The 12,810-nt window shown below is 38.5% G+C and carries 13 protein-coding genes; 10 read left to right on the top strand and 3 right to left on the bottom strand.

The genetic code is table 11. The features are described from left to right. Positions 1 to 38 precede the first annotated feature (38 nt). The 7 genes from HDF25_RS07110 to HDF25_RS07080 all read left to right on the top strand — a co-directional run bounded on the left by HDF25_RS07110 (position 39) and on the right by HDF25_RS07080 (position 6,886). Complete coding sequence (locus tag HDF25_RS07110; RefSeq protein ID WP_184624038.1) at positions 39 to 701, top strand: HAD family hydrolase; 663 nt, start codon at positions 39 to 41, stop codon at positions 699 to 701. A gap of 429 nt (positions 702 to 1,130) precedes the next feature. After that, complete coding sequence (locus HDF25_RS07105; protein WP_184624037.1) at positions 1,131 to 1,406, top strand: PqqD family protein; 276 nt, start codon at positions 1,131 to 1,133, stop codon at positions 1,404 to 1,406. Next, a complete protein-coding gene (locus HDF25_RS07100) occupies positions 1,406 to 1,873 on the top strand; it encodes a lasso peptide biosynthesis B2 protein (RefSeq protein ID WP_184624036.1) in 468 nt (155 codons plus the stop codon). The genes HDF25_RS07105 and HDF25_RS07100 overlap by 1 nt, the downstream gene beginning before the upstream one ends. Next, positions 1,870 to 3,684, top strand: a complete 1,815-nt coding sequence (locus HDF25_RS07095) for an asparagine synthetase B family protein (RefSeq protein WP_184624035.1) — start codon at positions 1,870 to 1,872, stop codon at positions 3,682 to 3,684. The genes HDF25_RS07100 and HDF25_RS07095 overlap by 4 nt, the downstream gene beginning before the upstream one ends. A 39-nt stretch (positions 3,685 to 3,723) precedes the next feature. Then, complete coding sequence (locus tag HDF25_RS07090) at positions 3,724 to 3,870, top strand: hypothetical protein (protein ID WP_184624034.1); 147 nt, start codon at positions 3,724 to 3,726, stop codon at positions 3,868 to 3,870. Positions 3,871 to 3,885: 15 nt separating this feature from the next. Further along, the gene (locus HDF25_RS07085; RefSeq protein WP_184624033.1) at positions 3,886 to 4,842 is read left to right on the top strand and encodes a hypothetical protein; all 957 of its coding nucleotides are present in this window, start codon (positions 3,886 to 3,888) and stop codon (positions 4,840 to 4,842) included. Continuing rightward, entirely contained in the window at positions 4,823 to 6,886 is a 2,064-nt protein-coding gene (locus tag HDF25_RS07080; protein WP_184624032.1) for a hypothetical protein, read from the top strand. Before HDF25_RS07085 ends, HDF25_RS07080 begins: the two co-directional genes overlap by 20 nt. On the opposite strand, the gene HDF25_RS07075 is transcribed toward HDF25_RS07080, so the two are convergent. The 3 genes from HDF25_RS07075 to HDF25_RS07065 all read right to left on the bottom strand — a co-directional run bounded on the left by HDF25_RS07075 (position 6,873) and on the right by HDF25_RS07065 (position 9,800). Continuing rightward, positions 6,873 to 7,985, bottom strand: a complete 1,113-nt coding sequence (locus HDF25_RS07075; RefSeq protein WP_184624031.1) for a nucleotidyltransferase family protein — start codon at positions 7,983 to 7,985, stop codon at positions 6,873 to 6,875. The two genes, HDF25_RS07080 and HDF25_RS07075, sit on opposite strands and share 14 nt — an antisense overlap. Positions 7,986 to 8,367: 382 nt before the next feature. After that, entirely contained in the window at positions 8,368 to 9,381 is a 1,014-nt protein-coding gene (locus tag HDF25_RS07070; RefSeq protein ID WP_184624030.1) for a zinc-dependent alcohol dehydrogenase family protein, read from the bottom strand. Further along, positions 9,378 to 9,800, bottom strand: a complete 423-nt coding sequence (locus HDF25_RS07065) for a carboxymuconolactone decarboxylase family protein (RefSeq protein ID WP_184624029.1) — start codon at positions 9,798 to 9,800, stop codon at positions 9,378 to 9,380. The genes HDF25_RS07070 and HDF25_RS07065 overlap by 4 nt, the downstream gene beginning before the upstream one ends. A 131-nt stretch (positions 9,801 to 9,931) precedes the next feature. On the opposite strand from HDF25_RS07065, the gene HDF25_RS07060 reads away from it, so the two are divergent. The 3 genes from HDF25_RS07060 (at position 9,932) to HDF25_RS07050 (ending at position 12,295) form a co-directional block, all read left to right on the top strand. After that, entirely contained in the window at positions 9,932 to 10,780 is an 849-nt protein-coding gene (locus HDF25_RS07060; protein ID WP_184624028.1) for an AraC family transcriptional regulator, read from the top strand. Positions 10,781 to 10,848: 68 nt separating this feature from the next. Beyond that, the gene (locus HDF25_RS07055; RefSeq protein ID WP_184624027.1) at positions 10,849 to 11,328 is read left to right on the top strand and encodes an Lrp/AsnC family transcriptional regulator; all 480 of its coding nucleotides are present in this window, start codon (positions 10,849 to 10,851) and stop codon (positions 11,326 to 11,328) included. A 4-nt stretch (positions 11,329 to 11,332) separates the two neighbouring features. Beyond that, on the top strand, positions 11,333 to 12,295 hold the full coding sequence (locus tag HDF25_RS07050; protein WP_184624026.1) for an EamA family transporter: 963 nt from the start codon (positions 11,333 to 11,335) through the stop codon (positions 12,293 to 12,295). Positions 12,296 to 12,810 lie beyond the last annotated feature (515 nt).

Below are 12,810 nucleotides of genomic sequence, written 5' to 3'. Positions count from 1 at the left end.
GATAACCATACCTGTTAAAATCAAATTAACTTTGCCATATGAATCAAGAAATTGCAGTTATTTTTGATATGGACGGGGTAATCTGCCATACCAATCCATACCATTCTCTAGCCTTCCGCGAGTTTTTTTCTGTCCGTAATCTAACTCCGACAACTGAAGATTTCGCCCTGCATATGTATGGAAAAAGCAATAGCTACATCTTTTCGCATTTCTTAAAAAGGCCGGTAACCGGAGAAGAATTACTACAAATGGAAGAAGAGAAAGAAAGTCTTTTCCGAAAAATATATGCAGCTCATATCGAACCAATTACGGGAATCATTGAATTTATAACTGATCTTAAAAGTAATGGGGTGAAATTAGGGGTAGCTACTTCTGCTCCTTATGCTAATCTTGATTTAATATTAAGTAAAGTCGCTATTCGTGAGCAATTAAGCTCTGTAATGGCCAGTGAAAACGTTAAGAAACATAAACCTGATCCTGAAGTATATCTTACTTCTGCAATTAACTTAGGTATATCCCCAGCCCAATGTATTGTTTTTGAAGATTCTCACGCGGGCATTTCAGCAGCACTGAATGCGGGAATGCAGGTTGTAGGTGTACTGACTTCTCATACGCAGGATGAATTACCTCCATGTAGTCTATATATTAACGATTACACAGAATTATCATACGATAAAATAAAATCGCTCGGTCTGATATAATAATTCCGTAAAAGATAAAAAAAATTGCTCCAAATCAGGAATATGAGTTGTTAAACATAATGCCAGCTTGCAATTTAGACGGAAGTAGGCAATTATAAGTTAAAACCTTCCAGCAAACATTTTAAATGACAATATACGACTACTGTCCATGATATCCCAATGGCGACAGCACCAAAAAAAGCGGTAACATACGATTACTTTAAACGAAATTCACAAAAATATATTCCGGATATTAAAATGGTAGGTTTGCCCAAATCATAAACTATACAGGTAAGCTGGCCCCGGCTTTGAAAGCTGCGAAATTTTTATCAAAAAAGGTATTGTGATTTAAAATTATTATCACTTATCTTTATCAGACTCTAAAATGAAGATAACTTCTCACTATCTGCCGTTCATCTTAGAGGAACTACTTATTAACAATTAACGCTAATGAATTTACCAAAAAGAAACATCAGAATAGCCGACCACAGCATCGTTCAGGAAATGGGCCATGGAGTTGTCATCCTAAATTTAAACACAGAACATTTTTATGAACTCGACGAGGTCGGAAAACGTTTTTGGGAATTACTATCAGACCATCAGGACAGTGAGTCGGTTTTTAATGTATTACAAGATGAATATGAAGTGAGTGCAGAACAACTTCAGACTGACATACTCCGATTGATAGAAAATCTGGAAAAAGCTGAATTAATTGTTGTTTCCTGATGTATTCAGATCACGATTTGAAAAATCTGAACAGGTCTCTGAGAGCCTACGAACGGTTATTTTTCCAAACTCGTCTTCTGACGACCTTAATAGAGACAAACCTTCGGTTTACGAGCTTAAAAACTACTGAAAAGCTACTTTCTTTTTTTTCAAAAATTGTTCCGCCTCCTGACTATAATACAACTGTTGTTATTCTTGACAAATACGCGACGATCTTTAATCAAATGAACCAGCTTACCTTTTTAAAAGGACGCTGCCTGTCTCAATCGCTGGTTATGCGTTTTTTATTAAGCAGGAAAGGTATTTCTTCCGAACTCAAAATTGGTGTAAGCCAGAGCAAAGGGAGATTTGATGCCCATGCATGGTTAGAAAAGGAAGGGGTTCTTCTAAATGACCACCCTTCGGTAATAGCTAATTATTTTGTCTTACCGGAAGGTAAGCTAAACTCTGTACTGAAATTTAAATGAGCGGGTTCATTGGTATACTTGCTCCCCGGCTGGAAAAGGCTGACGAGGAACTGCTTGATGCCTGCACAGTAGTAATTGCATCTTGCTGCGATGATTATTCAGGAGCATGGAAGAGTAATCACATTGATTTACGGTTCGGCTGGCTTAAAACTTGTGAAGATACTGAAGCAGACCAGCTCCCCTTTACAATTGATGAAAATCTCCGGATTGTAGGAGATGTACGCCTGGATAACCGGACAGAACTAATTAAAGAACTGGGTTTATACTTCAATACGATCAGTAATTCTATCCCGGACTCCTATCTCCTGCTCTATGCTTATAAACATTGGGATGAAGATTGTCTGCAACATATTTCGGGTGATTATGCTTTTGCTATCTGGAATGAAAAGACAAATTATCTTTTTTGTGCCCGCGATCACTTTGGGCTGATCCCTTTTTACTATACTCAACTTGAAAACCGGTTTCTTTTTACAAATTTTTATCATTCTCTAAAAGCGGTACCGAACCTGATGGCTGAACTGAGTGATGAAGTATTAAGAGATTATCTGATGACCGGGACAAACCGGAGTTTCGGTCACACGATCTATAAAGAAATTAAAAAACTTCCTCCAGCTCATAAACTGACCTGTAAGGATGGAAAAATTGAAGTCAGCTGTTATTGGGAAATCCCAACCAGGATCAAACCTATACGGTACAAGACCACTAAGGAATATGTAAGTCATTTCTATAGTTTATTTGAAAAATCTATAAAAGACCGTACCAGAACCAATAAAGTGGCCTGTTCATTAAGTGGTGGTATGGATAGTTCCTCCATAACTGCAACCGCTAAAAACGTTCTCAGGGACAGGTATGGAAAAGATCATACACAAGTGTCTTTTAATATTGGTTACAAACATCTTGTAAATGAGAATGAAGGATATTTTGGAAAGCTAATAGCCAAACATCTCAATGTTCCCATTAAGCAGTACATTGCTGAGGATTATGTTAAAAACATTGCTGAACCTCTGACCAATTGGATTCCGGAGCCTGCTGCAGTACCAGATGCAACAGCAGAAGCCCAGATACTTTTGGATGCTGCAGCTTTTTCCAGAGTACTGTTAACAGGCTTTGGAGGGGACCCATTATTCGAGTATGAACAACGCTCAAGAGAAAGGCTTATCGCTCAGGGGCACCTGGCTCAATCCTTTCTGGATGACATGGAGTTCTATCGTACATTTGGTCATTTTTCGGGGATCAATATCAAGCAGTGGCTAATGAAATTGATAAGGAAGACACCCGCTGCCAAATATCCCTTACCATACTGGTTCGAGCCTGACTTTTTTCCTGCAGACTACAACCCCTACAAACCGAATAAGGACGGCACCTCGATACGTTCCTATTTTGCTATGTATGGAAACCCTTTCTGGGGCTGGTTGTTTGAGACCACCCACCCGGGGTTTACTGGTCAGAAAATTAAGATAAGACAACCATTTTTCTCTCTGGAGCTCCTGCTTTTCATGCTTGCACTCCCTCCTCATTTACTATATCAGAAATCTTTGTTGCGGATGGCTATGATACCTTACCTTCCCGATGAAATAGTAAAAAGACCCAAAACACCACTTTACGGGAGTCCTCATTCTCAAAATTTAAAAAATAAAGACATACTCGATACGCTCGAACAGCAGTTACTGGAGTCTGAGGATTTTTTCGCCAGCAAAATCGACATACCCAGTCTGCTTAAAGAGCTGAGAAACCCCGACAATTCCTCTGCATCTTATAAAAACATGTTGATCATTCTGCAAATTTTAACATGGCGGGCTTGTAAATCCTAAAAAATATCCTATATTTAATTAAAAATAATAATTAACGTTATGCAAAAAGAAGAAGCTACTCAAAACGACAAAAAGGTTTACCAGACACCTGAACTAAAAGATCTTGGGAAAATTGGAGAGGTTACAAACACCACTAATTCAGGACATGGAAATGATGGTGGTACTTCACCAAACTACAATTCATAATTGGTTGGGCAACTTGTGCATTTTTCTATAGAATTCAGCAGTTTAAGTTTTACCGAGTTTACTGACCTGAAAGAGAAATTTGTATTTAATGCACTTAAGCTCTCCCCTGATTCAACCACTTTTGGTGAAAATGTTTACACGGATGTCACCCCTGAAAATATGGGGTGCTTCCTTTTTGAATATCACGATGATAAAGTTCCGGTCGCGAGCTTTATCATTTTACCAGGAGGAGAAAAGGTTTTATACTACTCAACCAGCATTGCTTCCGAACAAACCGTCCAATCATTGCTCCGGGGTAACATTACCAAGTTCTGCCTGCATGAGCAAGGACATTTTTGTCTGCATGCATCAGCCATGTGCATTGATGACAAAGTAATTTTATTTGTTGGCCAGAAAGGGGCCGGAAAATCCACTTTAGCTACTTATTTTCACCTTAAAGGACATGGTGTATGGTGTGATGATTATGCTGTGCTGCATCATGAAGATAATTGTTTTTTAGCTTCCCAGGGAGAAACATCACTGAAGATTAACCCCGATATTGTATCGGCTCTGGCTATTCCGGAAACAAACATTAAACGGGTCTTCGAATTGCCTTCGGGCTGGAACAAAGGTGTGCTCGGTGAAACTATTACCCAAAAATATTATTTTACCCAGGGAGATAACAAGACAGATGACCTTCCCAGAGAGGTTGCTGCTATCTTCTTCATCAATCAGCGGGTAGCAGAACCGGCAGAATTGATCACTACGCAAAAAAAATCAGAAGCACTTTCTGTCCTGATGGATGAAATATTACTTCCCGGGCTTAATTCCAAGGAATACCTGAAGATTTACTTCCAATCGGTGATGACCTTTCTGAAAACTGTGCCATCCTATGCCATTCACTCCCCAGATGATATCACACGTATCCATGAAGTTTATAATTCGATACTTGAAACTATAAATATTACCTTGAATGAAACAAGTATCCGATGAATACTCCCTCTTAAAAGCCCTGGGAAATTTCCGTGATTCACTACCACAAAGTCTGGTAACACCAGCACAATTCGAACTCTTAGAAAAAGCAGCTGAATTTTTCCCACCTCTTCTCAGATTTGGATTAGAATGCCGGCTCAATGACCAGGAACAAGTTGATCTTCAATTCTGTATAAGAAGAGACGAAGACGATTTACGTGCACTGTCTGACTGGTTTCATGATAAGTTTACTGCTAATCACGAACACGAAAAGATTGTTAGTTTTTTAAAGAAATGGGCTGATAAAACATCAGTTTATCATCATAGTATAGCTGAAGTTTTTCTTGAACTGGATGTGCTTTCATCCGATATTAAAGCACCGTTATTGTTTTTCGAGCTGCAACCTGGTCTTACAAGCGCCCAGCAGAAGGATTTTTCCTTTACTATTTTAAAGGAAATGCTGGGAGAGAACCGGAGCTTTTTTCCTCTCTTCGAGACTATCATCACTGCATGTCCTGAGCCAGGGTTCATTGCCTATCTGGGAATTCTCTTTTCAAGAGATATTGATGCCCTCCGCGTGAACATTAAAAGATTACCTGCTAGTGCCGTAGTTCCTTTTTTACAAAAGCTAGGATACGCCTGGACAGGACCTGAACTGGATCACTGGATATCTTTTGTTTACAGTTATGCTGATAAGGTAACTTTATGCATTGACATTGGCAAAGATGTCTACCCCAAAATTGGTTTTGAATGCTTTTGGAATGAACAACCACTTACAGAAACGTACTGGCGCTTTTTTATAGAGAAGCTTAATACGCATAATCACTACCAACAGGACAAAATAGAAGCTATATTAACCTGGGACAAAGATATCTTTCCGGGACAAATTGATGAATGGCCCGAACATTTGTGGACAGCTTCTTTACTGAAGCCTGAAAACGAGTTTACTTTTATAAAGAAATGGATCTCTCATTTGAAATTGTCCTATTGTCCTGATAAAGACATAGAGCTAAAAGCCTATCTTGGATATGAAAGTTCGTGGAAAGTTCATAAACGTCCAATAGATCTTACCCATGATAGCACAAAACAACAAGAGTCTGCAACTCCTGATATCAAAAAGGTTATCAGTAAGGGAATTGATTACATGTTGGCAAATCAGCAACAATCAGGATGGTGGAAGGACTTTAATTTGTCCAAAGGGAACAGTGACGAATGGGTAACTGCATATGTAGCCGCTCATCTGGCTCGTTTGGAATCCCCCAAAGCTACCGAAGCATTGCATAAGGCCTGGGAAATCTTGAAACCCAGATATAGAAAAAATGAGGGCTGGGGTTATAATGGTATGACACCGGCAGATGCCGACAGCACTGTATGGACATGGCTTTTTGCAACTACTGCTGATTTTGCTGATGAATTTCCTGAGCCTGGCTTTGATGTAATGAGTATGCACTATGCAGCAGATGGTGGCATAACTACTTATTCATTAAATGGCCCAATAGGAAAAAACACGGCAGCTCATGTTTTTAATGGCTGGCAGATACCACATTACTGTGTTACAGCTGCCTACGCCCTAGCTGGTAAAAAGTCTGCCATTGATTATTTACTGGATCATCAGAACCCTGCAGGATATTGGTATAGTTACTGGTGGGTTGGCCCTGAATATGCCACAGCGCTCACTGTTGAGGCTTTATTTAATAAAGACGCAGATAAATACAGAGAAGTAATTGATGCGTCTGTAAACTGGGCGCATGATCAAGCCAGAAAAGAATTGGAGAACCTGGTTCCAAAGGATTTTAAAATTGCACTTTTATTAAAAATAATCCTCTGTTCTCCTCACAAAGGAAAGTATGGCAAAATTGCAAAAACAATATCAGACCGCCTCCTTAATTCTCAGCAAGAGTCTGGATACTGGAATACCTCAGCAGAATTGAGGCAGCCTATGTCTGATGACACTGACCATGAAAAGGGGGAAAATGTAATGGTAGTAAAAGACGAAAAAAAGAACTTCGCTACCATCACGATATTAGATGCACTGAATAAATATAACAGGCTTAATTTTTCTTAGTAAGATATGTATACAGAAATCTGAGAGATTTCATTGGTATGATTAACGGGATTGTCCATGCAGGTGCAGTTGTCATGGACAAATCCTTTAAATTAGGTACCAATATAGAAAGACGCATTTTCAAGCTAAGTTTCATTTTTGCCAGGAGATTCTGTTTTACAGTTATAAGCTTCATTTTCCTAAAAAAAAGACTACGCCCGGTCCGGTCCTCCGTAGCTGTAAACAAATCGTACGACACAGATGGGATATCCGCCACAGGAAGCTGTAGTCCGGTAATTTCCTCCAAAGCATTCATACCTGACCAGAGAAAAGAAGAGAAGTTATATAACTTGAAGTACGATTTTACTTCCTCCCAATCCAGCTGGTTCTCTGAAGTTTGAACAAGGCATGCCAAATCAATTAAATATTTAAATCTGACCAGTGGTTCCCTAATTAAATGGTGGGAGGCTATACATAAAAAATCATACGTTGGCGTTAAACAAACCCTTGAAGAACCATCAATAGCAGTATACGATTGCAAATGCTGAACAAAAAACTCATATTGAGGAAATTCATCAAAGTAACTTTCAAGTAGCTTCCATTGTGTCTCTACGGAACAAGATATACCTAACTTACTTTTTGGCGATTTAAAGCAAAGTTCTCTATGAAAGCGCTTGACGAAGTCCATTTGATGTTCTGATATATCATATCTTGACTCGTAACCATTTTCATGAAGACATTTTCTTAACCGGAGTACATCATCCTTACTTACTAAAAAGTCTATATCCGAACTTTCCCTTAAAAGAGGTTTTTTATAATATCTCGTAGCCAATGTATTCCCTTTATGTGGAATTACCGTAATGTCCAGCTTTTCAAATTCCAACATTAAATCACGTATTATCCCCTCCTGGTAAGTTCCGAACAAAGTAATCGCCATGGCATCCTTTTTCAAAGTATCATGAATTCGCTCATCAAGCGTTAACTGTGAAACATTGATTATGTCGTAAATAAAACCCCTGATATCATTTATCAAAATGAGTTTATAAAATCCGTTCCAATCGAGAACCTCTGTATCGAGGAAATGACGCACATCTTCAATTGGCTGAGTGCCAAAGTGCAAACGAGTTAACAGAATTACAAGTATCTGTTCATTCGTATAAGTACATTTTAATATATTAATATTTAACATACCCTACCATTATTAAAAAGACAATCACTATCCGGTATGTTTAAGCCAGCGTATATCCCAGTCAATTTGAAAAGCTTTTTTAAGATCCTCTAAAGAACATGGAAGATCTTCTTGTCCAGATAGGTCAACAAGATTTCTGAGAGTTACGGAAGCCTTCAGATCCTCATCTTTTCTGTCTCTGTACTTTCGTATTAATTTTAAGGCGTTTTGAACTGACACTTATTCTTCTGTAATTATATGTTAGCATTAAAATGATATATACTAACATACGAATTAATTAGCTTAATACAAATGTAATATTAAGCCAGGCCCATTAAACCGAAATCACAATCTTACCAAAATGTTTGCCAGTGCCAAGATACCTATAAGCTTCAGCAACTTCTTTCAGTGGAAAAACCTGGTCAACAACAGGGTGTATATTATTGATTTCAATGGCTTTGTTGAGTGCCATAAAACTTTCAGCACTACCCACTGCCAGCCCCTGAATCCTTACAAAAGACAGATTAATTTTGTGTTTATGAATATCCAGCGGCAAAGCTGAACCAGATATAAATCCGGCAGTACCGACAAAACCATTTTCTTTAACTGAAAGTAACGAATTCCCTATACTTTGTGTACCGGCTACATCCAAAGTGATATCTACCCCCTCTCCACCGGTCAACAACCTCACCTTGTCTGCCCAGTCAGGTACCTTTGAGTAATTAATAACTTCATCTGCGCCCATCGCCAATAATCTCCCTGCTTTTTCGTCCGAACTTGTTGTAGCGATCACTTTAGCACCTGCTGCTTTTGCTATCTGCAATGCAAACAAAGAGACACCCCCCGTCCCCTGCGTTAATACAGTCTGTCCAATCCGAAGTTCTGCCTGATTGATTAAAGCATGCCAGGCAGTTACCGCAGCGATTGGCAGAGTGGCAACTTCTTCATAGCTTAAATTTTCAGGAGCCCGCACTAAACCGTAATCAGGGACACATACATACTCACTCATTACACCTTGTGTCTGCCAGCCCACCCGGACAGAATTACTTTCTTTATCTATCTTTCCCTTAATCCATTTCTGAACATATTGCATGACCACACGATCCCCCGCTTTCCACCTGGTTACCTCAGAACCTACTGCTTCTACAATACCACTTCCATCTGATCCCGGAATATAAGGGAAAGAAAGCTCCTTAGTAAAGGATCCGTCAGCCAGTATAAAATCCAGATAGTTTAAAGAGACAGCTTTTATCCTTACCAGAACTTCATGAGCTGAAGGACTTGGAACAGCTATTTCTTCAATGCTGAAATTCGAAATACCAAAATTCTTTAAGTGTACAGCTTTCATATAGTTTCTTTATCTGCGAGGGTAATACGTAAACGGTTCAAGGCACTCATTAATGAAATACTAGTGGTCAGATCGACCAGTTCTTCTGATGAAAAAAGCACTTTAAGCTGCTCCAGATGATCAGGAATATCATTTTGCAGTAAGGTTACTGACTCCGCCCATTGTAAAACCAATCTTTGCTTCGCATCAAAAGCAGCAGAGAGCTTCCATCCCGGAAGCACATCCAGCAAAGCCTGACTAATGCCAGATTCCCGGAGTTCGGCCGCATGAAAGCCACAACAGTATGCACAGCCATTAAGCTGTGAAACTCTTAACTCAGCGAGCATGATCAGTTTTATATCAAGCACTGACTTTCTCAGGCTTCTGTGAGATTGATAAAGATGACCTACTGCCTCTTTTGATATTTCAACGTAATTCATATTTTTTTGATCTTGTTAATACGGTACAAAACTGAAGAAGTATGACCAAAGGAATCAGTATATAAGTCTGAATAAACAGTAATATTATTGGATAGCTTATTTTTATACTCCTGGATGTTTAATATTGTATTATGGATTTTTCACACGAAGCATTCTCCCTGGAAATAGCAGAATACAATGAATGGCAGGAAAGAAGCAGGATAAATAATTTTTTTGAACTGGTTTATGTAATAAAAGGAAACGGAATACAAAGTGTAAACTATATCCCTTATGAGTTTAAAGAAAACGATGTACATATTCTTCCGGCAACAAAATGTTATAAGTATGTGATTACAAAAAGTACCCGGTTCTTATTTATCCGGTTTACCGGAAATTATTTTACTCCGTCATCACGAGATATGATTGACTATAGTTCCTGGTTCAGCAGACTGAATTTTATCCTGGGTAACCACCATCACCATCCTGGTGAACTGGTACAGGACTATCAGGACAAACAACAGATTAAAAGACTTGTCGAGGTGGTTCTGTGTGAATACCAAATGAAAGACATCTGTTCTGCATTTGTTATACAAAGTACCCTGGTTTCTATCCTGGGGATTATTTCCCGTAATATTCAGAAAAAAATACTGGAGGGCAGAAAATTTACTGATAATAAATTCGCAGATCTTTTAAGTTTCATCAGTTTTAATATCCTGGATCAGACTAAAATAACCACCGCCTATCTTTCAGACAAATTCAATATCTCTGAAACTTATTTCAGCGAATATTTCAAGAGAAATGCTGCAGAAGGTTTCCAGGAATATGTATTAAAATCCAAATTAAAGATTGCAGAATCCCGGGCAATATATACCCATACCCAAATGAAGGAAATTGCCTGGGAACTGGGTTTTACAGATAGCAGTCATTTGAATAAAATGATGAAGAAACACTATGGCAGAGGAATGAAAGAAATAAGGAACAATATACATCCAGATAAGTAATTCAGAACATAATTCATTTTTTTAATATTAATACTGAATATAATTCATATTTATATTAAATTTACAGAATGACAATCGAAAACAATATTAATTTAGACCATGTTGATCTGGCTATTTTAAGATTAATGCAGGAAAATTCCCGGATTTCCAACATCCATATGGCAAAGGAGCTGGAAATGGCACCTTCAGCTGTTTTAGAGCGCGTCAAAAAACTGGAGCAGAAAAATGTAATTGTGCAATATACAACCAGGATTAATCCTGCAGCTGTAGACCTGAAATTACTGGCCTTCATTTCGTTGAAAGCATCTCATAGCATTGGCTGTACAACTACTGCCCACGAACTTTCTAAAATCGAGGAAGTACAGGAGGTACACATTATAGCCGGTGACGACTGTTACCTGGTGAAGGTCAGAACAAGTGATTCTGCATCACTAATGGCTTTAATGCGCAATTCATTTAGTAAAATACCAAACATATTATCGATCCGCACTACTATAGTCCTTGAAACTGTCAAAGAACAACAACAACTGGTAATTCCTAAAAAATGAAATCATGACTAAAAAAACTGCCTCCCCATTGCTGGTTTATCTGGCCTTTGCAACAGTCTATATTGTATGGGGTTCTACTTATTTCTTTATCCAGAAAGCACTAGCGGGCTTCCCTCCCTTTATCCTGGGTACCTTTCGTTTTATTGTCGCGGGGACATTGCTGATGACATGGTGCCGCTTTAAAGGCGAGGAAATATTCAATCTGAAAAATATAAAATATGCAGTAATAGGTGGCATTCTGATGCTTGGTATTGGAAATGGAATAGTAATATGGGTAGAACAATTTATTCCAAGCGGACTGGTTGCCATTATGGTAGCATCAGCAGCGATCTGGTTTGTTATTCTCGACAAACCTAAATGGAAAGAAAATCTGAACAGTAAATCCACAGTCGCCGGACTTATTATTGGCTTTATTGGGGTAATCCTCTTATTTTCCGAACAAGTATTACAGGCTTTAAATACTCCACAGAGTACGAATCAGATTGTCGGCATGATCTTATTGATCCTGGGGCCTATAGCGTGGGCCGGTGGCTCATTATTCTCAAAATACAAATCTGACCCGGAAAGCTCGGTATCAGTTAACACAGCATGGCAAATGCTTGGGGCTGGCATTGCTTTTATTCCCGGCAGTATATTGAGTTCAGAGTTTAAGCACTTAAACTGGAACAACATCCCATTGGATGCCTGGTTATCCATTTTATATCTTATACTTTTCGGTTCAATTGCAGCTTTTAGTGCTTATGTATGGCTTCTAAAAGTCCGTCCAGCAACACAAGTGAGTACTTATGCTTACGTAAACCCAGTTGTAGCCATCTTATTAAGCTTAACTTTTACAAAAGAAACGGTCAGTTTGATTCAGATTGCCGGACTGGTTGTCATTCTGGGAAGCGTACTCCTGATCAATTTATCTAAATACAGAAAAAACAAAACTGTTCCTGTCAAAGAGATGCTATGTGCTGAACAATAATTCTGAATAACTGAATTCTTCTACAGGATTTCAAATGGCATTTTACGCTTAAGCTAAGACTAAAACGTGTCTCTATCGTCTCCGATAGAGACAATTTTCATTTTTCAACAGATTTTCCCTTGTTCATCTTGTTCTTTTCTACGAAGAACACGGGTCAGAATAAAAAAGAAGAGCCGTTCAAATTTCAAATCTTTCCGATTGATTATTGCCTTCTTCATATATACAAAGCGGTAACATTCTTTTTGTTCAGTTTATCCAAATCTGAACAGGCAAATTGACCAATGTTCAAAACAGCAGTTTTCTCCTCTTATAGCTCAACCAAAGCCTTGCAGTGTAAAAACACAGCTAATTGTTCTATATATTTACAGAACGCTTAAACAACTCAAAAGAAATAAGCTCTCAAACCTAAATTAACGCTCTCAATTTTAAAACCAATGGACATGACTACGCTTATACCGGACATGACAGGCCCGGTAGTTCAGGGGAAGGTAAAATAGTTTTATCAAAAAACGAAT

Source organism: Pedobacter cryoconitis (assembly GCF_014207135.1).
Taxonomy (GTDB): domain Bacteria; phylum Bacteroidota; class Bacteroidia; order Sphingobacteriales; family Sphingobacteriaceae; genus Pedobacter; species Pedobacter cryoconitis_D.
This window is presented reverse-complemented; position numbering and strand designations above follow the sequence as displayed.